At 72.8% G+C, this 22619-nt stretch carries 23 protein-coding genes; 14 read left to right on the top strand and 9 right to left on the bottom strand.

The window, feature by feature from the left end:
• Window positions 1-101 precede the first annotated feature (101 nt).
• The gene (locus ACI1MP_RS07665) at window positions 102-608 is read right to left on the bottom strand and encodes a GNAT family N-acetyltransferase (RefSeq protein WP_404868128.1); all 507 of its coding nucleotides are present in this window, start codon (window positions 606-608) and stop codon (window positions 102-104) included.
• Window positions 609-877: 269 nt separating this feature from the next.
• Here ACI1MP_RS07665 and ACI1MP_RS07660 point away from each other — a divergent pair, with 269 nt between their 5' ends.
• On the top strand, window positions 878-2155 hold the full coding sequence (locus ACI1MP_RS07660; protein WP_404868127.1) for an ABC transporter permease: 1278 nt from the start codon (window positions 878-880) through the stop codon (window positions 2153-2155).
• 170 nt (window positions 2156-2325) lie between these two features.
• Here the strand turns inward: ACI1MP_RS07660 and ACI1MP_RS07655 are convergent, their stop codons facing one another.
• Window positions 2326-2925, bottom strand: a complete 600-nt coding sequence (locus ACI1MP_RS07655; RefSeq protein WP_404868126.1) for a TetR/AcrR family transcriptional regulator — start codon at window positions 2923-2925, stop codon at window positions 2326-2328.
• Between the two features lie 97 nt (window positions 2926-3022).
• Between ACI1MP_RS07655 and ACI1MP_RS07650 the strand changes: the two genes are divergently transcribed.
• From ACI1MP_RS07650 to ACI1MP_RS07625, 6 genes are all read left to right on the top strand, one after another.
• On the top strand, window positions 3023-4018 hold the full coding sequence (locus tag ACI1MP_RS07650) for a hypothetical protein (RefSeq protein ID WP_380333166.1): 996 nt from the start codon (window positions 3023-3025) through the stop codon (window positions 4016-4018).
• 546 nt (window positions 4019-4564) lie between these two features.
• Window positions 4565-7228, top strand: coding sequence for a nitrate- and nitrite sensing domain-containing protein (locus ACI1MP_RS07645; protein WP_404868125.1), 2664 nt, complete (start codon window positions 4565-4567; stop codon window positions 7226-7228).
• A complete protein-coding gene (locus ACI1MP_RS07640; RefSeq protein ID WP_043910731.1) occupies window positions 7225-7662 on the top strand; it encodes a roadblock/LC7 domain-containing protein in 438 nt (145 codons plus the stop codon). The genes ACI1MP_RS07645 and ACI1MP_RS07640 overlap by 4 nt, the downstream gene beginning before the upstream one ends.
• Window positions 7663-7706: 44 nt before the next feature.
• Window positions 7707-8063: a DUF742 domain-containing protein gene (locus ACI1MP_RS07635; RefSeq protein WP_404870772.1), complete on the top strand. Its 357-nt coding sequence runs from the start codon at window positions 7707-7709 to the stop codon at window positions 8061-8063.
• 1 nt (window position 8064) lies between these two features.
• Entirely contained in the window at window positions 8065-8628 is a 564-nt protein-coding gene (locus ACI1MP_RS07630) for an ATP/GTP-binding protein (RefSeq protein WP_043910733.1), read from the top strand.
• A 47-nt stretch (window positions 8629-8675) separates the two neighbouring features.
• On the top strand, window positions 8676-9809 hold the full coding sequence (locus ACI1MP_RS07625; RefSeq protein ID WP_404868124.1) for an FAD-dependent monooxygenase: 1134 nt from the start codon (window positions 8676-8678) through the stop codon (window positions 9807-9809).
• Between the two features lie 53 nt (window positions 9810-9862).
• Here the strand turns inward: ACI1MP_RS07625 and ACI1MP_RS07620 are convergent, their stop codons facing one another.
• The 4 genes from ACI1MP_RS07620 to ACI1MP_RS07605 are packed head-to-tail and all read right to left on the bottom strand — an operon-like array spanning window position 9863 to window position 13087.
• Window positions 9863-10756, bottom strand: coding sequence for an SAM-dependent methyltransferase (locus tag ACI1MP_RS07620; protein ID WP_380333163.1), 894 nt, complete (start codon window positions 10754-10756; stop codon window positions 9863-9865).
• Entirely contained in the window at window positions 10747-11403 is a 657-nt protein-coding gene (locus tag ACI1MP_RS07615) for a cysteine hydrolase family protein (RefSeq protein WP_404868123.1), read from the bottom strand. The genes ACI1MP_RS07620 and ACI1MP_RS07615 overlap by 10 nt, the downstream gene beginning before the upstream one ends.
• Window positions 11400-12527, bottom strand: coding sequence for an isocitrate/isopropylmalate family dehydrogenase (locus ACI1MP_RS07610; protein ID WP_404868122.1), 1128 nt, complete (start codon window positions 12525-12527; stop codon window positions 11400-11402). Before ACI1MP_RS07610 ends, ACI1MP_RS07615 begins: the two co-directional genes overlap by 4 nt.
• Before the next feature lie 29 nt (window positions 12528-12556).
• Window positions 12557-13087, bottom strand: coding sequence for an EF-hand domain-containing protein (locus tag ACI1MP_RS07605; protein ID WP_043910738.1), 531 nt, complete (start codon window positions 13085-13087; stop codon window positions 12557-12559).
• Between the two features lie 394 nt (window positions 13088-13481).
• Between ACI1MP_RS07605 and ACI1MP_RS07600 the strand changes: the two genes are divergently transcribed.
• A complete protein-coding gene (locus ACI1MP_RS07600) occupies window positions 13482-14918 on the top strand; it encodes a glyceraldehyde-3-phosphate dehydrogenase (protein WP_100586368.1) in 1437 nt (478 codons plus the stop codon).
• A gap of 83 nt (window positions 14919-15001) precedes the next feature.
• On the opposite strand, the gene ACI1MP_RS07595 is transcribed toward ACI1MP_RS07600, so the two are convergent.
• Window positions 15002-15601: an ABATE domain-containing protein gene (locus ACI1MP_RS07595; protein ID WP_404868121.1), complete on the bottom strand. Its 600-nt coding sequence runs from the start codon at window positions 15599-15601 to the stop codon at window positions 15002-15004.
• 137 nt (window positions 15602-15738) lie between these two features.
• Here ACI1MP_RS07595 and ACI1MP_RS07590 point away from each other — a divergent pair, with 137 nt between their 5' ends.
• Entirely contained in the window at window positions 15739-16494 is a 756-nt protein-coding gene (locus ACI1MP_RS07590; RefSeq protein WP_404868120.1) for an MBL fold metallo-hydrolase, read from the top strand.
• Window positions 16495-16531: 37 nt separating this feature from the next.
• Here ACI1MP_RS07590 and ACI1MP_RS07585 read toward each other — a convergent pair whose 3' ends face one another.
• On the bottom strand, window positions 16532-16930 hold the full coding sequence (locus ACI1MP_RS07585; protein WP_380333213.1) for a VOC family protein: 399 nt from the start codon (window positions 16928-16930) through the stop codon (window positions 16532-16534).
• A gap of 456 nt (window positions 16931-17386) precedes the next feature.
• Window positions 17387-18712, bottom strand: a complete 1326-nt coding sequence (locus ACI1MP_RS07580) for a helix-turn-helix transcriptional regulator (RefSeq protein WP_404868119.1) — start codon at window positions 18710-18712, stop codon at window positions 17387-17389.
• 226 nt (window positions 18713-18938) lie between these two features.
• Between ACI1MP_RS07580 and ACI1MP_RS07575 the strand changes: the two genes are divergently transcribed.
• Genes ACI1MP_RS07575 through ACI1MP_RS07555 form a run of 5 tightly spaced genes read left to right on the top strand, consistent with a single transcriptional unit; the run spans window position 18939 to window position 22493 of the window.
• The gene (locus ACI1MP_RS07575; RefSeq protein WP_404868118.1) at window positions 18939-19772 is read left to right on the top strand and encodes an aspartyl/asparaginyl beta-hydroxylase domain-containing protein; all 834 of its coding nucleotides are present in this window, start codon (window positions 18939-18941) and stop codon (window positions 19770-19772) included.
• 39 nt (window positions 19773-19811) lie between these two features.
• Complete coding sequence (locus ACI1MP_RS07570) at window positions 19812-20684, top strand: hypothetical protein (RefSeq protein WP_404868117.1); 873 nt, start codon at window positions 19812-19814, stop codon at window positions 20682-20684.
• Window positions 20681-21280, top strand: a complete 600-nt coding sequence (locus ACI1MP_RS07565) for an LOG family protein (RefSeq protein WP_404868116.1) — start codon at window positions 20681-20683, stop codon at window positions 21278-21280. Before ACI1MP_RS07570 ends, ACI1MP_RS07565 begins: the two co-directional genes overlap by 4 nt.
• Window positions 21277-21828, top strand: coding sequence for an orotate phosphoribosyltransferase (locus ACI1MP_RS07560; protein WP_380333154.1), 552 nt, complete (start codon window positions 21277-21279; stop codon window positions 21826-21828). Before ACI1MP_RS07565 ends, ACI1MP_RS07560 begins: the two co-directional genes overlap by 4 nt.
• Window positions 21825-22493: an HAD family hydrolase gene (locus ACI1MP_RS07555; protein ID WP_404868115.1), complete on the top strand. Its 669-nt coding sequence runs from the start codon at window positions 21825-21827 to the stop codon at window positions 22491-22493. The genes ACI1MP_RS07560 and ACI1MP_RS07555 overlap by 4 nt, the downstream gene beginning before the upstream one ends.
• The last annotated feature ends 126 nt before the right edge of the window (window positions 22494-22619 follow it).

The raw sequence follows: 22619 nt of genomic DNA, 5'->3' as shown, positions 1-22619 counted from the left end.
CTGCGCAAGGCCGGAGGGGGGTGCCGGTGTCGCGTCGTGGCCCGAGGGCGGGGAGGGGGCGGGTGGAGGCGGGGTCTGCTGTGTGGGGCCGGGGGAGGGGGTCAGGTCTGGGGCGGTGTGGTGAAGGAGATCCAGACGTCGGGGGGCAGGTCGGGGCGGCCCGGGACGGGCTTGTGGGTCTCGGTCCAGGTGGGGCCGGCGAGGTGGGTGGCGGCGGTGCGCCAGAAGTGGGCTGCGGGGGTGTTGGCGTCCTGGAAGGCGACCTGCCAGGGGCCCGGGTGCCTGGTGGTGACCTGGCGGACGGCGTGCAGCCCGAGGCCGGAACGCCTTGCGCCGCGGGCGATGAAGAAGCTGTTCAGGATGCGGGTCGGACCGGCCAGGTCGCGGACGAAGGCGAATCCGACGGGGCGGTCGGTGTCGGTCGTCAGGAGGTAGGGCGCCCAGTCGGGGTCGTCGAAGGCCTGGTGGAGGCGTTCGTCGCGGAAGGTGCCGTCGGGGTTGGGGAGGTGGCCGTGGAACTCCGACATGTCGTGGCTGAACATCAGCCAGAGTCGTTCCACGGTGGGGCGGTCGGCGGTGTCGGCGAGGCGGAGGGAGAGGTCGGACACGAGGCTCCTTCACGGCGGCGGTCAGCGGGCGGATGCCGCATGTCGACTGTCTAGCAGATGAGTTGGGATCGGATGGGACTGGTACCACTCGGTCCGCATCAGCCGCTCACGGACGCCCGACGGGGCCGCGGCGAGGCGGCCGGGGAGGGCGCCGCGGACGACCTCGGAGTGGTGGGCGAGGACGGCGGCGAGTTTGCGGGGGAGCCAGGGGGTGACGTCGAGGGTCTCGACGGTGGCGTCCGGGACGGGCCCAACTCCTTTGCGGCGCGGTGCTGGCCGGCTCGGCCGGAGACCGGGGCGGCGCGGGCACGGCGGAGGGCATGGTGCTGGCGCTGCTGCTCGGCGTCGCGCTGCTCGGGCCGCTGATCGGCCGGGTCGCCGGCGTGGCGATCGGCGGGCCGGTGGGCCGGCTCTTCCCGGTCGCGGGCTTCCTCGCCTCCGCCGCGCTGCGGTCCCAGTACCGACGCTTCGCCGCCGCCGTGACCCCGCTGGTGCTGGCGGTGGCGTTCACCGGCACGATGCTGTTCGTCCCGGTGGTCAAGGCGCAGGCCCAGCTGGCCGAGGACGGCCGGCGGCTGCTGGCCGACCAGGTGGTCCAGGCGGACGGCGTCGGCCTGCCGCCGGAATTCGTCGGTGCGGTACGGCAGTTGCCGGGCATCGCGGCGGTCGGTGCGATGGTGCCCGGCGAGGTGGTGGTGTCCGGCCGCGCCGGGAGCCCCGGCACCTGGGCGGACGCCCGGATCGTCGACCCGCAGAGCCTGGAGCAGCTGGTCGACCCGGGGGTGAGCGCGGGCTCGTTGCACGAGCTGCGCGGCGAGTCCGTCGCCCTGGGACGGCGTGCGTTCGAGAAGCTCGACACGCGCCTCGGCGGCACCGTCCGGGTCGAGTGGCAGGACGGCACCAGCAGCGCGGCCACGGTCGCCGCCGTCTACGACCGGGACGTCCGGTTCGCGGACGCACTGCTGCCCGCGGAGTTCGCCGCCGCCCACACCCGGGACCGGCTCGCGCCGACCGTGCTGGTCCGCTCCGAGCCCGGTGCCGACCCCGGGCAGCTGGCCGAGGGGCTTCGGCGCCTGCGCGCCGACTATCCGATGGCGCGGCCCACCGACCGGGCCGCGTACGACGCGGAGCGCCGGCGGCAGCAGGAGTCGGCCACCGCGGTCGGCCGGCTGCTGCTCGGGGTGATCGGCCTGTTCGCCGCCATCGTGGTGGTCAACACGCTGGTGATGAGCACCGTCGAGCGGCTGCGCGAGTTCGCGCTGCTGCGGCTGGTGGGGGCGACGGACCGTCAGGTGCTGCGGATGGTGGCATGGGAGGGCGGGATCACGGTCGCCGTGGCGCTCGTCCTCGGCGCTGCGGTCGCGGCCGCGGTCCTGATCCCGGTCAGTCTCGCGCTCACGGGCACCGCCGCGCTGTCGCTGCCCACGGGTCCGGTGGCCGCGGTGCTCGGCGGGGCCGCCGTGCTGGGCGTCGGCACCGTGCTGCTCACCGGCCGGCTGGCGCTGCGCAGGGATCCGGTCGAGGCGCTGGGCGCGCGCGACCAGTAGCCGGACCTGCGCCCGGAGCGAACGGGAGCCGACCGGTCGGCAGGTGAAGCGGTGTCACGAGCTCGGCACGGAAGAACGGAACGGACCGCTCGGGGCGATTCCGACCGTTCAACGGCCGAGATCCTGGGCGGGCCCCCCGGCCGGGCCCGTGGAGGTGGTCGGCATCCCTGTCAGGGGTGCTGGGGGCAGCGGCAGAGCAGGTCGTGGGCGGTGGCGCTCGTCGCCGCCAAGTCCTCGGCGACGGTGTGCGGCGATTCGCCGGCCAGGACGCGGCGGCGCAGCTCGCGCAGCGCGGCGCGGTGGGTGGCGGCGAGCGCGGCGGCCAGGAACGGCGTGGCGGGGGACGGCGGCAGTGCGGAGGCCAGGGCGGCCTCGGCGTGCTCGGCCATCTCGCGCTCGCGGGCGCGCAGCGCGGGGCTGGCCTCGACGGCGCGGAAGAACGCGGCCGTGCCGGGGTGCAGGCGGAGCGAGGGAGCGGCGGAGCCCGCCAGCGTGGCGCGCAGGTCGTCGCGGAGGGCCGCCACGGGGCAGGCGCCGGGAGGGCGTTCGCGGACCACGGTGGCGAGGTGCGCCTCGACCTCGGCCTGCCGGTCGAAGAACAGGTCCTCCTTGGTGGCGAAGTAGTTGAAGACCGTATTGGTGGAGACGTTCGCGTGCCGGGCGACCTCCGCGACGGTGACCTGGTCGAAGCCGCGGTCGAGGAACAGCGGCAGCGCGGCGTCCGCGATGGCGGTCCGGGTCTGCTGCTTCTTGGTCTCACGAAGGCCCATGCCGCCCATGCTAGGGCCGGCCCGGGGCCCGGCCGGCCGAATGGTAGAGTCACTGAAAAATTGGTGCCACACCAAAAATATCGCCCGAGGGGGCCACATGAGCGACGCGCGGCGGCAGTTCAGGTTCGGCATCTACCCGGGGGCGCTGCTCGGCGACGAGCAGGGGATCCTCCACCCCGTCAGTCCCGACGACCCGCGGCGGGTGGCGGAGGCGCTGGACGACCTGCAGGGCGCGGAGCCGGAGTTCCTGGTCCGGGTCTACCGGTCCTTCGCGTCCACCGTCACCGCGCCGGGGCAGACCCCGGAGGGCTGGGAGGCGTACCTCGGGCGGCCGGGGCGGAAGGTCGACCTGGTGCTGCAGTTCCGCGAGCCGACCGGCAGCCGCGACGGCTGGGAGCGGTACGTGCGCGGGCAGGTGCGCGCTCTCGGGGCGCGGCTCGGCTCGGTGCAGATCTGCGAGGAGCCCAACGCGGACCTGCCGGTGCTGGACGGCAGCATCCCGGGTGTGCGGGAGGCGCTGGTGGCGGGCGTGGTCGCCGCCAAGGAGGAGGTGCGCGCGCTCGGCCTGTCCGTCGAGGTCGGCTTCAACGCGGTGCCGTCCTTCGGCCCGGCCGCACCGTTCTGGGACGCGCTCGGCGCGCTCGCCGACGCCCGCTTCCTGGACGCCCTCGACTACGTCGGCCTGGACTTCTTCCCGGACGTGTTCACCCCCGTCCCGGCGGAGCGGTTGGCGGACGCCGTGGCCTGGGTGCTGCACGGCTTCCGGCGCACCGACCTGCCCAGGGCCGGCATCCCGGCGGCGGTGCCGATCCGGATCTGCGAGAACGGCTGGCCCACCGGGCCCGGGCGGTCGGAGCAGTCCCAGGCCCGGGTGCTGGAGACGGTGATCCGGGCGGTCGCCGGGCAGGCGGCGGCACTGAACCTGGACGGCTACACCCTGTTCGCGCTGCGCGACGCCGACAGCCGCGGCGACTCCCTGTTCCACGGCTTCGGCCTGCTGCGCGACGACCACACCCGCAAGGCCGCGTTCGAGACCTACCGCCGGCTGATCGCCGAGCTCGGGCCGGCGACCCGGGGCGGGAGCGGATCCTGACCGGTCGGTAGATGAACGGGCGTCAACACCTGGGCCGCCGACCGATACCGGCGATTCCCGGACGGTTCGGGACTATTCAGACCGTTCATGTTCAGTTTCCGTGAAGTTGTGACGGGGTCACTGCGCAGTGTGCTGAGGGGAACGCTAGACTCCGAAACGGCTCGGCCGGCGGCCCCTGACGGATGGTCCGCGAGCCGCTCCGGCACTGGTCGGGTCCTCAGGACCGGTGCGGGAGCAGGCAGTTCGCGCGGTCCGGTACGGGTCGGCGGTGAACAGCCGCCGAGCAGCGTTGAGTTGATCCTCGGGCGGCCCATCGCGCCTGGCCGGTAAGGGCGTTGGGGAACTGCCGCGGTGCCGTGCGGGCACCGAGCCGCCATGGCGGCTTTTGGGCTGTTATGGGGGTGATACTAAGATCCCTCCGTCAGAGTCCTCATCAGATTCGACCAGTTCTGAACGACTGGCGTCGCCCCCAAGGAGAATGTCCTGCGCACGCGCGCGCCTCGGCGGATCACCAAGGGCCGGCTGTCGCTCCGGGCGACCCTGCTCGTGCTGGCCATCGTTCCTGCGGTGGCGCTGGCCGCCCTGTGGGCGGTCACCAGCGGACAGCTCCTGTACTCCTTCCAGCGACTCGCCGCCCAGGGCATGCTCGCGGAACAGGCCGGCCAGCCGTCCAACATCGTGTACTACAACCTGCAGGAGGAACGGCGCCTGAGCGCCGAAGCCCTGGCCGGCCGCGCCGGGGTCACCGACGCGCTGCGCAGCCAGCGCACCAAGACCGACCAGGCCGTCGCCACGTTCCAGAAGCTCTCCGGCGCCGAGGCCGGCAGCGCGCCGCAGGAGGTCCGCGACGCCGTCCGGGACGCCCGGGCCGCGATCAACCAGCTGCCCGCGCAGCGCGCGCTGGTGGACAGCGGCAGCGACCAGCAGCAGGCCGTGGTGTACGGCTACTACACCGACCTGATCGCGGTGGACCTGCGGCTGTTCGGCGCCCTCAGCCACGTCGACGACGGCCGGATCACCACCGTCTCCGCGCCGCTCGTCGACCTGTTCTGGGCCAAGGAGATGATCTCCCGCGCCGACGCGCTGCTCGCCCGCGGCTGGTCGACCGGCTCGCTCAGCGTCGAGGACTACCAGCAGGTCCGGCAGGCCATCTCCGAACAGGGCTTCCAGTTCGGCACCAAGGTCACGCCCAACCTGGAGGCCGACCAGGCCGCCATGTGGCAGAAGATCGTCGACAGCCCCGCCTGGCAGGCCAAGAGCCGCGCCGAGCAGGACCTGCTGAAGCCCGCCGCGCCCGACCGCAGCGGCCGGATCGTCCTCGCCACCGACAAGGACGCCTGGCGCCAGTCGATGGACGCCGTCAACCCGCAGCTCGTCGACCTGATCGAGCACCGCACCGAATTCATCCTGGCGAAGGCCAAGCGCATCACCCTCGACCTCGCCGTCCGGCTGGGCCTCACCACCCTCGCCAGCCTGATCGCCCTCGTCTCGGTCGGCCTCACCAGCTGGCGCCTCACCCGCACGCTGCGCCGCCGCATCGGCGGCCTCCAGCAGCAGGCCGAGGAACTGGAGAACACCCTGCCCGACGTGGTCGAACGGCTCGGCAACGGCGAGCAGATCGACGTCGCGGCGCAGGCCCGCGCCATCGAGCCCGACCCGTGGGCCCACACCGAGGACGAACTCGCCAAGCTCGGCGAGGCGTTCAACCTGGCCCGCACCAGCGCCCTGCAGGCCGCCGTCGCCCAGGCCGAGCAGCACCGCGCCTACGAGCGGCTGCTGCAGCGCATCGCCCGCCGCACCCAGCTGCTGATCGGTCAGCAGCTGAAGAAGCTCGACGAGCTGGAGCGCAAGCACGAGGACCCGGAGATCCTCGACGGCCTGTTCGACCTCGACCACCTCACCGCGCGCCTGCGCCGCTACGAGGAGAACCTGGTCATCCTGGCCGGCGGCACCCCGCACCGGCGCTGGCGCAAGCCCGTCCCGCTGCTGGACGTGATGCGCGCCGCCCAGGGCGAGGTGCAGGACTACCGACGGGTCGTCATCGACCTGGACGGCAGCCCCTGGGTGTCCGAACGCGTCGTCGGCCCGGTCGCCCACGTGCTCGCCGAGCTGATCGAGAACGCGCTCAGCTTCTCCCGCCCGCCGAACCCCGTCGAGGTCCGGGCCGGCCGGGTCAGCCGCGGCGTCGCCATCGAGATCGAGGACCGCGGCCTCGGCATGGACGAGGAGCAGATCGACCACGCCAACCTGCTGATGACCCGTCCGCCCAAGGCCGACGTACTGGCCCGCGGCGACGACATCCGCCTCGGCTTCTACGTGGTCGCCCGGCTCGCCGACCAGAACGGCCTGCGGATCGAGTTCCGCCAGTCCGCGTTCGGCGGCACCCGCGTCGTGGTGCTCATCCCCGACGAGCTGATCGTCCCCGCGCCGAACACCCGCCCGACGCTGGTCGCCGCCCCGCAGACCGGCGGCCTGCCCACCCGGGCCCGCGGCCAGGCGCTGGCCGCCGCCACCGCGCTCGCCGGGACGCCCGACCAGGAGAACGCGCTGCTGGAACTGCACGCGGCTCCCGAGGAGACGCCGTTCCCGCCGCTCGGCGACCCGTACCCGCCGATCGAGACCCCGTACCCGCCGGTCGGCGGGCCGGCCACGCCGATCGAGGCGCCGTACATCACCGGCGACCCGTTCCCGCAGCACGAGCTGTTCGGCGGGCCGGGCGAGGACCACACCGCGGCCGGCCAGGAACACCCGTTCCCCACCGAGCTGCCGCCCGCGCCGATCGCGCCCGCCCCGTACGGGCTGCCCGAGCCGTACCGGCCGGAGCCGGCCACGCCGTTCCCCGCCCCCGGCCAGACCTACCCCGCCCCGGCGGCCCCCGCCCCGTACGTGCCGCTCACCCCGGCACTGCCCGGCGCCGAGCCGCCACTGCCGCGCCGCGTCCGCCAGGCCAGCCTGGCCGACGAGCTGCGGATCGACCCGGCCACCGCGCCGGCCGCCCCCGCTCCGCCGCGCTGGGACGAGAACCCGCTGTTCCGACCGGCCCCCCGACGGGCCGGGGCAGCGGTCGGAGCGTTCCAGCGGCGGTCCAGAGAGGCGCGGGCCGAAGCCGCCAAGTCGACTGCGGACACCACCCCGCAGCCCGGCGAGCGGCCCGAGCCCGGCGACACCTGGAACACCCACATCATCCCGACGAGAGAAGACCGGTCATGACGCGCACAACCGCCACCCACCAGGACCTCGACTGGCTGCTGGACGGCCTGGTGGACTCGGTGGCCGGGACGAGGCTCGCCGTCCTGCTCTCCGACGACGGTCTCGTGGTCAGCCACTCCCGCACCATCGAACGCCCCGACGCGGAGCGCCTCGCCGCCATCGCCACCGGCCAGCAGAGCCTGGCCCGCGGCGTCGGCCAGCTGTTCACCGGCGGCACCGTCCACCAGGTGATCGTCGAACTCGCCGACCTGTGGCTGTTCGTGATCGCGGCCGGCCAGGGCACCCACCTCGCCGTCGTCGCCTCCCAGGACGTCGACGCCGAGGTCATGTCGCTGGCCATGCACAACCTGGTCCAGCAGGTCGGCCAGAAGCTCAGCACCCCGCAGCGCGGCGACTTCGACGCGTTCGCCGCCCGGAGCGGGCAGCGCGGGTGAACCGCTACTGGGACGAGGACGAGGACGACGACGGCGCGGACAGCATGGTCCGCCCGTACACCATCACCGCCGGCCGCACCGCGCCCGAGCGGGACGACTTCACCCTCATCACCCTGCTCACCGCCGTGCCCGAGCCGGTCGACGCCTACGGGACGCCGATCCGGCCGGGCCGGCTGCAGCCCGAGCACCGGCTGATCCTGGTTCGGTGCCGGACCCCCGCAGCCGTCGCCGAGGTCGCCGCCGACCTCGACCTGCCGGTGTCCGTGACCAAGATCCTGCTCGGCGACCTCGTCGAGCAGGGCCTCCTGACGGCCCGCGCCCCGATCTCGGTGGCCCGGGCCGCGGGCGGCGCCGACCGGGGCCTGCTGGCCGCCGTACGTGAGGGACTGAGGAGGCTTTGAGATGACGATCACTCAGGCGGGCGCCGCCGCGGTCAAGATCCTGGTCGCCGGCGGCTTCGGCGTCGGCAAGACCACCATGGTCGGCGCCGTCAGCGAGGTCGCCCCGCTGCGCACCGAGGAGTACCTCACCACCGCCAGCGTCGGCGTGGACGACCTGGCCGGCGTCGACCAGAAGACCACCACCACCGTCGCCCTGGACTTCGGCCGGATCACCGTCAGCCCCGAGCTGGTGGTGTACCTGTTCGGCACGCCCGGCCAGGAGCGGTTCTGGTTCATGTGGAACGACCTGGTCAACGGCGCACTCGGCGGCGTCGTCATCGCCGACACCCGCCGGCTGGAGACCAGCTTCGCGTCCATCGACTTCTTCGAGAGCCGCGGCATCCCGTTCGTGGTCGCGATCAACTGCTTCCACGGCGTCAACACCCGCACCGACGAGGAGATCCGCGCCGCGCTCGACCTCGACCCGCACGTGCCGATGATGGTCGGCGACGTCCGCGAGCGGACCTTCGGCCGGGACGCGCTGCTCGCCCTGGTCGACCACCTGATGGCGCTGCCCGTCGGCTGAAACACCCCTGGGCCCCGCGCCCCAACCCCGAACCATCGGAGAAGACCATGGCAACACCCCTGCGTGTCCTCGTCCACGGCGGCGGCATCGGCGGACTCACCCTCGCCGTCGCGCTCGCCCGCCGCGGCCACATCGTCGAGGTCGCCGAACTCCGCGAGCAGTTCGACGCGCTCGGCGTCGGCATCATCCAGCCCTCCAACGCGCTGCACGTGATGCGCGAGATCGGCCTCCTGGAGGACTGCCTCGCGGTCGGCTTCGAATGGCAGGTGCTGACCATCTGCGACCCGGCGGGCAACCCCGTCGCGAAGATCCCGCAGCCGCAGATGGACGGGGCCCCCGCCAACAACGGCATACCCCGCCCCGCGCTCGCCCAGGTGCTCGGCCGGGCCGTCGCCGACGCCGGCGCGACCGTCCGGTTCGGCACCACCATCGCGGACCTCACCGACGACGGCGAGGGCGTCGACGTCACGCTCTCCGACGGCAGCACCGGCCGCTACGACCTGGTGGTCGGCTTCGACGGCATCGGCTCCCCGCTGCGCACCCGCCTGTACGGCGACCGCTTCCGCCCCGAGTACACCGGCTTCGCCAACTGGCGGGTCACCCTGCCCCGGCGGGCCGACCTGCAGGGGGTGCTGATGAGCACCGGCAACCTCGCCGCGAAGGCGCTGCTCACCCCGATCACCGACGAGCTGATGTACCTGGGCTCGGTGTTCGCCGAGGCCGAGGACTTCCGCCCCGACCCGGAGCGCGCCCACGAGCAGCTCGCCGAGCGGCTGGCCGACTTCACCGGCCCGATCGCCGAGGCGCTCGCGCAGATCACCGACCCGTCCACCGTGGTCTACTCGCGGATCTCCCAGGTCACCGTGGACGCGCCCTGGCACGTCGGCCGGGTGGCGCTGGCCGGCGACGCCGCGCACGCCTCCACCCCGCACCTGGCGCAGGGCGCAGCGATGGCCGTCGAGGACGCCCTGGTGCTCGCCCAGGAGCTGGACGCCGCCGACTCGGTGCCCGCCGCGCTGCAGGCCTGGGAGGACCGCCGCCGCCCGCGCGCGATGTTCGTCCAGTCGCTGTCCCGGGCCATCCTCAAGCAGGAGACCGGCACGCCCACCACGCCGGAGGAGGACGAGCTCCTCACCATCGGCATCCCCGGCGCCGCGCACGTGCTGGTCAAGCCGTACTGACCGGCGGCACGGGAGCGGGGCCGGGCAGCGACTGCCCGGCCCCGCTCCCGACGTCAGCGGCCCTTGACGCAGGTGACCCAGCGGTTCGCGGCGAGCGCGTCGTCCCGCTCCGGGCGCGGCGCCCGCGGCAGGCCCGCCGCGTGGTCGAACGGCGTGCGGACGGTGGTCGCCCAGCCGAGCGCGCCCAGGTGCGCCGCGGTGTCCGGCCGGGGCCCCGGGGCGAACAGCGACAGCAGGTCGACGCCGATCCTGGTCCGGGCGGCCGTGTACACCGGATTGGCGCGCACCTTCGCGACCTCCATGCCGACCTTGACCTCGTACGCCAGCGTGGAGCCCGGCGCGCTGAGCTCGTCCAGCTCGCCCGCCACCCGCAGCTCGGCGTCGGCGGGCAGGTACAGGAACAGCCCCTCGGCGAGCCAGGCCACCGGCTGCCGCGGGTCCAGCCCGGCGTCGGTGAGCGCCTGCGGCCACGGGCCGCGCAGATCCACCGGCACCGTCCGGCGGCAGGCCGTCGGGACGGCCTCCAGCTCGTCCAGCACCCGCTGCTTGAAGGCCAGCACCTCCGGCCGGTCCAGCTCCCACACGGTGGTGCCGGGCGGCCACGGCAGGCGGTGCGCCCGGGAGTCCAGCCCGGCGCCGAGCAGCACCACCTGGCGCACCCCGGCCCGGACGGCCGTCAGCAGGTGCGCGTCCAGCACCCGGGTGCGCAGCGCGAAGTAGGCGGCCAGCCGGCCCCACAGCGGGTCGCCCGGGGCGATCTCGTCCGGGTTCAGCGGCCAGTCGGCGCAGCCGGGGTCGGCGCGGACGAAGTGCTCGGCGAACGCGTCGACGGCCAGCGCGTCGGGCCGGCGGGCCTCCAGCGCGCGGGCGTGCGCGACCAGCAGAGCGGTGCGGCCGACGCCGGCGGTGACACCGGGGTCGTCCAGGACGGGGGCGGTCAGAGGCACGACTGACCCACCCGGTCGGTCGCGGCGGTCGGTGCGGGCAGCTCCGGCAGGGTGAAGGGCCGGCCGTCGGTGAGGTCGGTGATCCGGGCGCCGTACACCTTGGCCATGAAACGCAGGACGTCCTGGTCGGCGAGGTGGAGTGCGGCGGTGCAGTCGCTCAGCACGGTGAGGTGGAAGCCCAACTGGAAGGCGGTGCGGGCGGTGGAGTCCACGCACACGTCGGCGAACAGGCCGGTCAGCACAAGGTGCTGGATGCCTCGGGAGCGCAGGTGCGGCTCGAACGCCGGGTCGAGGAAGGCGTCGAAGCAGGCCTGCTTGGTGAACACCGCCTCGTCCGGGCGGGGCACGGCGGCGTGGAACTCGGCGCCCCAGCTGCCCTCCAGGCACTTGGGCCGCTTGCCGAGCACCGCGTCGCGCCGCTGCCAGGCCGGCCCCTGAAGGGCGACGTCGCCGAGGAAGCGGACGAACAGCACCTCGACGCCGAGCGCGCGGGCCCGGTCGACGGCGGTGGCGGTGCGGGCGGCGACGCGGGCCAGCCGGTCGGGATCGCCGGGGAAGCGGGCGGCGGCGACCGGCCCGGCGCAGAAGTCGTTCTGCAGGTCGACGACCACCAGGGCCGTCGCCGTCGCGGTGGTGCCGGTGCTCATCGGGCGCCCGCCCGATCGGTGCCCGAAGCGGCGGCGACCCGGGCCGAGGCCGACCTGGCGGCGGGCACGAACGGCTTTAACGCGACGCTCAGTTCGGCCAGTACCGCGTCCACCACCTCGGTGGTCCCGGCGGCGCCGCCGAGGTCGGGGGTGAGGACGCCGCGGGCCTGCGCGGTGGCCAGCGCCGCCTCGACGGCGGCCTCGGCACCCGGACAGCCGGCATGGCGTTCGGCGATCCGGGCGGCGGCCCGGACGGTGGCGACCGGGTTGACCAGATCGCGCCCCGCCAGGTCGTCGGCGGAGCCGTGAACGGTCTGGTACTCCGTCAGCCCGTGCAGCTCCGGGTGGAGGTTCACGTTCTCGGTGCAACGATTCTCCTGCCGCTCCGAGCCGTACCGGTCGAGCAGCACCACGTGCATGATGTCGGCCCATTCGTTGCCCGCGACCAGCACGGTGCGGTCCTCGGGGCCGTGGGTGATCAGATTGCGGTTGACCGTGTCGGGCTGGAACAGCGAGATCCCGATGCCGAGCTCGGCGGACAGCGCGGTGGCCCAGTCGTCCAGCGCGCCGTCCAGCAGGTGGAACTTGTAGGCCATCTGCACCCGCGCGGGGCCCTCCGGCCACAGCTCCCGGGCGCGGCGGACCGCGTAGCGCACCACCTGCTCGGTGACGGCGCGGCTGAACTCCATGGTGCGCACCACCCGGCCGGGGGTGTGCCGGTTCTCGCCGGTGTAGAACCCCTGGGCCTGGTCGCGGACCAGCAGCAGCCGGGCGCCGGCCGCGGCGAGCGGCTCGACCTTGACGGCGGCCAGGCGCTGGCGCACCAAGTACAGCGACTGGGCGTTGATCGCGGTGCGGAACACGGCCCGGACGCCGGCCGCCGCCTGCTCGCGGCAGAACTGCTCGTAGTGCGCGGCGTCCTGTGCCGTCAGGCGGGTGATCTCGGCGGTGTCGGCGCACTCGGCGCGCAGCGAGACGTACGAGTGGTAGAGCCGCGGTGACCGCACCAACTCGGCCTCCACACCGTGCAGTCGGGTGATCCGGTGGAGCACCCGCTCGAAGACGGGGGCGAGGTCCGGTCCGGTGCCGCGGCCTACGGCCAGGGCAATGAGCGGTGCGGTCAAAACGGGCTCCTTCACAGCGGGTGGAGAGGTCAGACCGGATTCGGGACCAGGCGGTCGCCGGCGATGCCGACCTTCTCGGGCGAGTAGTAGTCGCGAATGCCCTGGGCCCATACCGCCACCGTGATCCGATCGGTGGCGTCCGGGCCGAAGGCGTCGAACAGGGCCTCGATGTTGGGCACGTCGAAGCCGATCGCGGTCATCAGGGCGAGGAAGCGGGGCCGTTCGATCAGGCCGTCGCCGTCCGGGTCGCCGAGCGCGGCCAGCGCGTCGGCGAACACGGCGGCGCTGGCGCCGAACAGATCCGGGTTGAGGACGAAGCCGCGGAACTCCGTGGGGGTGACCAGGCCGTCACCGTTGACGTCCAGCGTCTTGGCCATCACCTCCCAGTAGTTGCTGATGCTGTCGGCCAGCGCCTGCCGGTCGGCCTCCGATGAGTCCGTCGCGACCTCCAGGACGCGTTCGGTCATCAGGTCGAAGTCCTCGGCGTCGAGCACCCCGTTGTCGTTGGCGTCGAACAGGGTGAACACCAGCGCGGCCCGCTGGTAGGCCAGGTGTGGCATGGACGGCCGTCCCTTCCTCGCGGCGGCCCGGCCTCGGACGGCCGGACCTGCACCCCGGTGACGGGCGGCCGCCCGGCCGGGGCTCCCACTCTCCTCCATCCACAGGTGCCAAGTGGCCGAAAATGACGAGACATCACCCCGGGGGGTGATGAATTCGACGTGGGTGACCTTGGTCACGCCCGGTCGGGGCCGGAATTGGGCTGACGATCCGTCAGATTCGGTACCGAGCTGCACCGGAGTGGGCGGAGAGTGTCAGGGGTGTGGCCGTGATCACGTCCGAACGGCCTCGTCCGGCGTACCACCGCTGGTCAGCGAGGGGACCACCCCGTCGTCGACCGGTCGGCCGAAGCTAGCATGGGGGCGCCTAGCTCGGCCTACCCTCGAAAGTTGAATTGTGACTGTCAACGACGACGTGTTCACGGACTGGAAGAACCGCGAGGAGCTCGCGGAGTCGATGATCCCGATCATCGGGAGGCTGCACCGCGAGCGGGACGTCACCGTCCTGCTGCACAGCCGCTCCCTGGTGAACAAGTCGGTGGTCAGCATCCTGAAGACCCACCGCTTCGCCCGGCAGATAGCCGGCGAGGAGCTCTCGATCACCGAGACCTTCCCGTTCCTCCAGGCGCTCACCGCCCTCGACCTCGGCCCGTCCCAGATCGACCTGGGCCTGCTCGCCGCCGCCTACCGTGCGGACGACCGCGGCCTGAGCGTCGAGGAGTTCACCGCCGAGGCCGTGGCCGGCGCCACCGGCGAGAGCAAGCTGGAGCGCCAGGCGCCCCGCGACGTGGTCCTGTACGGCTTCGGCCGGATCGGCCGCCTGCTGGCCCGCCTGCTGGTCGAGAAGGCCGGCGGCCTGCGGCTGCGCGCCATCGTGGTCCGCAGCGGCGGCGCCGACGACCTGGTCAAGCGCGCCTCGCTGCTGCGGCGCGACTCGATCCACGGCCAGTTCCAGGGCACCATCACCGTGGACGAGGCGACCAACACCATCGTCGCCAACGGCAACGCGATCCAGGTGATCTACTCGAACGACCCCAGCGAGGTGGACTACACCGCGTACGGGATCAACGACGCGATCCTGATCGACAACACCGGCCGCTGGCGCGACCGCGAGGGCCTGTCGAAGCACCTCCGCCCCGGCATCGCCAAGGTCGTGCTGACCGCCCCGGGCAAGGGCGACGTCCCGAACATCGTGCACGGCGTCAACCACGACACGATCAAGCCCGACGAGCAGATCATCTCCTGCGCGTCCTGCACCACCAACGCGATCGTCCCGCCGCTGAAGGCGATGGAGGACGAGTACGGCGTGCTCCGCGGCCACGTGGAGACCGTCCACTCGTTCACCAACGACCAGAACCTGCTGGACAACTACCACAAGGCCGACCGTCGCGGCCGTTCCGCGCCGCTCAACATGGTCATCACCGAGACCGGCGCCGCCTCCGCCGTCGCGAAGGCCCTGCCGGACCTCAAGGCGAAGATCACCGGCAGCTCGATCCGCGTCCCCGTGCCGGACGTCTCGATCGCCATCCTGAACCTGCAGCTGGCCCGCGAGACCACCCGCGAGGACGTCCTCGACCACCTGCGCGACGTCTCGCTGACCTCCCCGCTGAAGCGGCAGATCGACTTCATCGACTCGCCCGACGCGGTCTCCAGCGACTTCATCGGCTCCCGCCACGCCTCCATCGTGGACGCGGGCGCGACCAAGGTCGAGGGCGACAACGCGATCCTCTACCTGTGGTACGACAACGAGTTCGGCTACTCCTGCCAGGTCGTCCGGGTCGTCCAGCACGTCTCCGGCGTCGAGTACCCGACCTTCCCCCGCCCGGCCGCGTAACGCTGCCCCCTGCGGTTCCCCGCGGACCCCGTTCGGCCTTTCCGGCCGGGCGGGGTCCGTGCTTTTCGGCTTCCGACTGCGCGTCAACCCCTGGTGGTGGCGCGCTTCTTGGCGTAGGCGCGGGCCGCACGGACCCGGTCGCCGCAGCGGGTGGAGCACCAGTGGCGGGCGGCGTGGGTGCGGACGAAGAACCGGGTGCACGGGGTGCCGCCGCAGGCCGCGAGCCGGTCGGCGTCCGGGCCGGTGAGCAACTCGGCTGCGTCGGCGGCGAGTTGGGCCATCGCATGGTCGGCGATCCGGTCCGCCGGATGGGGGAGGGTGCGGTGCAGGCCGCGTTCGGCGTCCCAATGCAGCAGCGGCGCGGACGGGGTGGCGGTGAGCGCGGCGTTGACGGCGGCCAGGGCGTCGGCGGGGGCCGGTCGGCCTGCTGCCCTGGCCTTGATCAACGCCCTTATCGCGGTGCGGAGTTGATGGATGCGGTCGGTGCACGGCCGGTACACCCGGCCGCCGACCGGGGCGAGGTCGTGGTTGATCAGCCAGGTGGTGGCCGTCTCCGGTGAGCCGATCAGGTCGAGCGGGCCGGTGGGCAGGCTGAGCAGCGAGTTGGCGAAGTCCAGCGCCGGGTGCTGCTCGGCGCCCGGGGCGGGGGAGTGGGCGGGGGTGGCGGTGCTGCGCTGGCTCATGGGCCTCATGGTAGAGGCCTCCGTCGCAGGTGAGGAGTGCTGCGTCCGCCGCTTCTCACGGAATCTCTTGCAGTTCCTCGTGATGACCCGTTAGATTCCTCTCACGGTAAATCACTCTCTCTTCCGTGAGGTGCGTCATGACTGCTGTTGGCCCCGCCGTCCAGGTCTTCGGAGGCCCCACCGCACTGATCGAGTACGGCGGGCTGCGCCTGCTCACCGACCCCACCTTCGACGCCCCCGGCGAGTACCCGCTCCCCCGCGGCGGCGCCCTGGTCAAGACCCACCCCGGCGCCGTCGACCCCGCCGGCCTCGGCCTGATCGACGCCGTCCTGCTGTCCCACGACGAGCACCCCGACAACCTCGACCACAGCGGCCGGAAGTTCCTCGCCGACGTCCCGCTCACCCTCACCACCCGCGGCGGCGCGGAGCGCCTCGGCGGCACCGCGAAGGGCCTCGCCCCTTGGCAGAGCGTCGAGTTGACCGGCCCCACCGGCGACCCGATCACCGTCACCGCCGTCCCCGCCCAGCACGGCCCCGACGGCTGCGAGCCCGTCATCGGCGAAGTCATCGGCTTCGTCCTGACCGGCCCCGGCCTGCCCGTCGTCTACGTCTCCGGCGACAACGCCTCCCTCGACGTCGTCGAACGGATCGCCCGACGCTACGCCCCCGTCGACACCGCCGTCCTGTTCGCCGGCGCGGCCCGCAGCGGCCTCTTCGACAACGCCCTCCTCACCCTCGACAGCGCCCGCGCCGTCGAAGCCGCCCGCCTCCTCCGGGCCCGCCGCGTCGTCCCCGTCCACTTCGACAGCTGGGCCCACTTCACGGAGGGCCGCGAGCCCCTCGTCGCAGCCTTCGCCGCCGCGGGCCTCGCGGACGTCCTCGACCTGGCCTGACGCGAGCTTCCTCCGGCTGGTCAAGTGTCGGGCGTCGTCAGTCCAGTTCGGTCGGGTTGACGGCGACGAGTTCGACTTCGAACCCGTCGCTGTTCTCCAGGTAGGCGGCGTAGATCTGTTCGCCGCCGGCGTGCGGGTGACGGTCGGGGAACATCAGGGTCCAGCCGTGCCGCAGGGCCTTGGTGACCAAGGCGTCCACCGTGCCCTGGCCCTGGACGTGGAACGCCAGATGGTTCAGCCCGGGCCGGCACCGGTCGTGCTGGCCCGCGGTGAGCGCCCGGGACTGTTCGAAGACCAGATAGGTCGTCCCGAGCCGCCAGCTGCGGCCGCCGTCCCAGGTCTGGAACACCGTGTAGCCCAGGGCCTCCAGCAGCCGGCCGAAGGAGGCGACGGCGCGGCCGAGGTCGGGTACCCAGATCTCGACGTGGTGCAGCATCCCGGTGGTCGGACGGGTCACGCGGCCACCACCGCGGTGGGCCCGCCGAGGCCGCACTCGGTTCCTGGGCTCCCGTCCGTCGAGTTGATCGACAAGTCGACGATGACCGGTGTCCGGTCCCGTGTGCGGGACTCGAAGCTGTCGCGCGGCGCCATTCGGCCGGTCACGTGGACGAGTGTCATGATCGCAGAGCCTATCCGCGGACCGCCGGACGAGGATCATGTGGTCTCCGTGGAGGCGTTCGGGCGCATACCGAAGTCGAGGTCCCCCGGCGTTGCGACCTGGCCGGGTGTGACTACCGGGACGGGCCGCTGGATCCGGACCAGGACGCCGCGTTGCTTGGCACAGGCGACGACATCTGCGGTGCCGCCGGAGCCTCGGGCGGGCAGGTCGTCCCAGGCAGTAGGAGTTCGTCCACTCCGCCGGCGACGCAGGAGACACCGACCAGGTCGCTGGTCAGCCCGACTTCAGGCGGTCCATGAGATCGAGGACGCCGTCGACCTGGCGGTAGTGCTTGAACGCCGGTGCGAGCTCGCGTACCAGGGTGACGCAGCGTTCAGCACCGATCCGGGTGGCGAGGTCGAGTGACTGGTTCGCGACGATGACGGCCTGTTCGACCTCACGGGCTTGCAGGAGGCTGCGGGCTTCGTAGGTCAGGAAGATCCCTCGGGTCTTGTCGCGGGAGCGGGGCAGCAGGCTCACGCCCTGGTTGATGCGGGCATGCGCTTCGTTGGTGCGGCCGAGGTCGAGCATGCACTGGCCGGAGTCGACGGCCAGGTCCGCGGTGCTCATCCACCGGCACCAGTCGGGGGCCGGGTCGGGACTGTCGGTCAGCAGGGCAGCCTCGGCGGCGGCCAGGTCGCGGTGGCAGTCGGCGGCGGCTCCGAGGGCGGCATGCGCGCGGGCCCGGCGGAGGTGGAGCAAGGAGCGGGCGGTGGGGTGCCGGGTGTGGATGAGGGCCTGGCTGAGCGGTTCGACGGCGGCGTCCGGTTGGGCGAGCCAGACCGACTGGTAGGCGAAGTCGGAGAGGATGCCGGCACCGAGGTCGCGGTCGCGGGCGGCGTGCGCGTTGGTGAGGGCCGCGTTCCAGAGCTTGCCCGCCGCGTAGTGCCGACCCTGGTCGAAGCGATGCCAGCCGCAGGTGCCGGCCAGGGATGCGGCCAGCAGGTGGAGCCGTCGGCCGATGGGTTCGGAGTACCGGCCCTGTTCCAACAGGTCGGCGACCGTCTCCAACTGGGCGTCCATCAACTTCGCAGTGTGCTGTCGCTGTTCGGTGGGCAGGGCGGTCAGCTTGGCGCTGGTGTCCTCCATCCAGTCGACCAGTTCGCCGTCGACGTGTTTGCCGTTCATGGCGGTGGTGAGCCGGTCGGGTTCGAGGGCGGCCCACTGGGCTGAAAGCCCGGCCAGCGCGAGCGCGCTGAAGGTCATGAAGGTGCGGCGGCGATGGTCCATTGCGGCCCTCTGTGCGTCTCGAAGTGCGTGGACGGTGAACGCTGATCCGAGCGGCGTCGGCTGGTCCTGGCCGGGCAGCCAGTGAGGCCACTCGAAGGCTTCCAGGTCGCCGGCCGGGACGTCGAAGGCTTCGGCCATCAGCAGCTGGGATTCGATGCTGGGTGTCTTGCGCCCGTTCTCCCACTTGCTGACGGCGGCCTTGTCGGTGCCGGAGCGCAGGCCCTCGGGCCTGTTTCTGGCGGCGTGGTGGATACGGGCCGCGAGGTCGCTCTGGGACCAGCCGCGAAGCGCGCGGGCGTATGCGAGGGGGTGTCGGATCTGGTCGTCCACGGGCCAATCCCATCATCGACGGTGACCGTGAGCGTACTGCGCGTGAGGGCGGGACTACTCCGGGACCACGGAATGCGCCTGGTTGGTGACCGCGAGTTGGGCTCTACTCGTCGTGCGCCGACACGTTCCTTCACGAAAGCGGAAGGAGTGCGCGCATGAAACGACGCGGAACGAACACCACGTGCGCGCCGGCTTGCCGTTCAGCGGCCGGCACGGGAGGGAACCGATGGAGAGCACGCTGACAGCGCTGGCAGGGCAGATCGCCCAGCTGGCGTCCGTGGACACCGCCCGGTTGGAGCGGATGCGCCACGAAGCCCTGACCGCCCAGGCCCCCTGGAAGGCGGAGTACAGCGCCTACCAGTCCGGGGGCTGGTGGACCACCTCGCTCATGAACGCCTCCGGCGACGCCGCCGACGTCATGATCAGCGACTGCGCCGCCCGTCCGACCGAGCTGTTGCAGCGGATGCCCGCCACCGCCGCATACCTCGCCGACCTCGGGCTGAACTACATGTGGGTGCGGCTCGCCCGGCTGGAGGGCAACGCCTTCCTGTGGGAGCACCGCGACTACGACGAACTCGACCAGGTCGAGCGGCACCGGCTGCACATCCCGCTGCACACCAACAGCTCCGCCTTCCTGGTGGCCGGCGGCACCAAGGTGCACATGGCCGGCGGCCGGATCTGGCGACTCACCCCGACCTACCCGCACGGGGTGTGCAACCTGCTCGGCCCGGACCGGATCCACCTGATCGCCGACGTGTACGCGGATGGCGCCTACCAGCGGCTGGCCCGGCGGCCCTCGCTCCACCCCGCGGTCGCCGAAACGCTGCCCACCGCCAGCCGGACGGCCTTGGCCGAGCGCCTGGAGGCCGCCCGCACCATGGCCACGCTGGGCTACACCGAGGCGGCCGAGCGGATGCTGCTGCGGCTCTTCTACACCTACGCCCTGCCCGAGGGCACGGCCTACGACCTGATCGCCGAACTGCACACCTCCCTCGGCGACTTGGAGGCCGCCGTCCGCTGGACGACGGCCAAGACCCGCCTCCTCGCCCTGTCCGCCTGACCGCTGCCGGCTACACCGAAGCTCCGGAAGGAGAAGCACATGCCCACCCTGCAACTGGCAGAGATCACCCGGGCCAACCGGCCCGCACAGCTGCCGCTGCTGTCGAAGCTCTCCGACACCCTGGCCGCCTCCCCGGCCGTCACCCACCTGATGGTGCGCGGCTCCCTGGCGCAGGGCACCGCGGACCGGCTTTCGGACGTCGACTTCGTGGTCGGCGTCCGGGACGGCCAACTCCCCTCCTTCGTAGGGGCGCTGGACGTCCTGATGTCCGTCGAGGCGGGTGCCCTGCTGCCTGGTTGGCGCGACACGATCGTCGCCGACCTCGGCGGGGTGGGGACGGTCTTCCTCGTTCCGGACGAGGGCCGGCTCCACCAGATCGACCTGTACCTCGTGCCCGCCTCTCGCATCCCGCGTCTGCGGGAGACGGTCAGCACCGCCGTCATCCTCGACCGCGCGCCCGCGCCGGCCCCCGCGCCGGACATCGCCGCGGCCGAGAGCTGTGTGCACTCGTTCCTCACCCGACCGCGTACGTGCAGCGAGCTGCTGATCGAGCACTTGGTCCTGGCCGTGCTCCTGCACAAGCGGATCAAGCGCGGCCAGCGGTTCGTCGCGTACGCCGAGTGGCACCGGCTGCACACCGCGACGAAGGACCTGATCAAGGCCGCCCTCGCACCGGCGTCCAGGTTCTGGGGCTGGTACCAGCTGCGCGAGGAGATCGCCGCCACCCCGATCGGCCGGGCCTGCCTCGCCGACCTGGACGCGGCGATCAGCGGCCCGGCGATCCCGCTGGCAACCGATGTCGACGCGGCGGTCGAGCGCGTGCTGCGGCTGGTGGAACGCGCCTGCCCGCAGGCCCTCGACGGTCTGTACGACGCCGTCGTCGCGTACCGCACGTACCAGGAGCTGGTGTGAACGCACTGCACCTCGCGGGCCCGGCCGCCGTCCGGGCCCGCGAGGATCTGACCGCCGTGTTCTTCGGCGGCGTCGTTCCCGCCTCGGCCGAGGAAGAGCTTCTGGCCGAGGAGATCGGCCGCTCGCTCGGCGGCGGCGGGTACCAGCTGCTGCACGGCGGCTACAACGGCCTGATGGAGGCCGCCGCCCGTGGGGCCGCTTCGCAGGGCACCGCCGTCACCGCGGTCACCTTGATCGGCAAGCACGACGAGTGGGGCGCGTTCAACCCGCACGCCACCATGTCCGTCCACCTGCCCGATCTCGGCGCCCGGCTCAACCACTACCTGGACCACGCCGACCTGGTCGTCGCGATGGGCGGCGGTGTCGGCACCCTGCACGAGCTGACCGCCGCGCTGTACTACGCCACCACCGTCCGCCCGGTGCCGGTCTGCCTCGCCGGGCCGACAGCCCTTCGCCTCCTCACCTTCCTGCGGGAAGAGAAGTGGCTCTTCGAGACGCCCACCCGGCCGCTCGGATTCCTGTGCACCGCCGAGACGGCCGAGGACTTCCGGGCCCTGCTCGGCGCGTTCGACACCAGCCTGATCGGAGGAGCATGACCACCCGTCACACCGAGGCCGGCCTCGCGGCCCGGCTCGCCGACACCGCCTGCGTGAGCGCCCCCTTCAAGCTCTCCGACGGCACCCACCTGAGCACCTATTTCGACGAGTTCCGCCTCGCCTCCGACCCGGCGCTGCTGTGCGACACCGCCAGGGCGCTGGCGGACCTCGTACCCACCGGCGCCCAAGCGCTGGCCGGCATCGAGCTGGGCGGCATCCCGCTGGTCGTCGCGCTGTCGGCCGCCACCGGCCTGCCCGCCGTCTTCCTGCGCCGCCTGCCCAAGCTGTACGGGTCGCACCGGCAGATCGAGGGAGCCGACATCACCGGCCTGCGTACCGTGCTGGTCGACGACGTCGTCCGCTCCGGCAGCCAGCTGCTCACCATGGCAAGGACACTGCGTATGGCCGGAAGCCCGGTCACCGACGCGATGTGCGTGCTGGAGCGTCCGCTCGGCGGCCGGGCGGTGCTGGCCGAGCACCGGGTCACCCTCCACTCGCTGCTCATGGAGGCGGAGCTGCCAGTGCGGGACTCCAGCGGTGCCGCGTGAGTCGCGCCGCCCTCTTCGACCTCGATGGCGTGCTGCTGGACAGCCACGGCGCCCACCTCGCCACACTGGCCGGGTACGCGATGGCGATGCTCGGACGGCGGGTCACCATCGCCGACCTCCCCACCGGTGCGCATCTCGCCCCGCGCGACCAGGTGCTGGCGGCTCTCGGCCTCGACGGGCCGATCCACGAGGAGTCCTGGGACGCGGCCACCGCCACCGCCGGCCTGCGCGCCGAGCCCTTTCCGTTCACTGTCGAGACACTCGCCGAGCTGCGCGCCTCCGGTGTGGCCACCGGGCTCGTCACCCTGCGCAGCCGCCGTTGGGTCGACTGGCTGCTCCCGCCCGTCCTGCTCGCCCTGCTCGACACGGTCGTCTGCTTCGAGGACGCCCCGCCCAAGCCCGCGCCCGACGGGCTGCTGCTCGCGCTCGACCGGCTCGGTGCCGCCCCGCAGGACGCCGTGTTCGTGGGCGACACGGTGGTCGACGTCCGCGCCGCCCGGGCCGCGGACGTCCGGGCCGTCGGCGCCGGCTGGGGCTACACCGAGCCCGAAGCCCTGGCCAGGGCGGGCGCCGATGCGGTGATCCACCAGCCCGGCGGACTCGCCTTCGCGCTGCTCCTTCTGACGGGCAACCAGCAGCCGAGCGACTACGCGAAGCGATCTTGACGCGGGACCCGCTACTGTTGGTGGCGCAGTCACAGCGGACCGTTGCGTCCGATCGCGGCTGCGCCACCTCAGAGCGATGGTCTGGAGTCATGGTCTACACCGTGGGGGCGCGAGCTATCTGCGCCG

Source organism: Kitasatospora griseola (genome assembly GCF_044999035.1).
GTDB classification, from domain to species: domain Bacteria; phylum Actinomycetota; class Actinomycetes; order Streptomycetales; family Streptomycetaceae; genus Kitasatospora; species Kitasatospora griseola.
The sequence above is the reverse complement of the archived record's forward strand: the minus strand, read 5'-3'. Positions and strand labels throughout refer to the sequence as shown.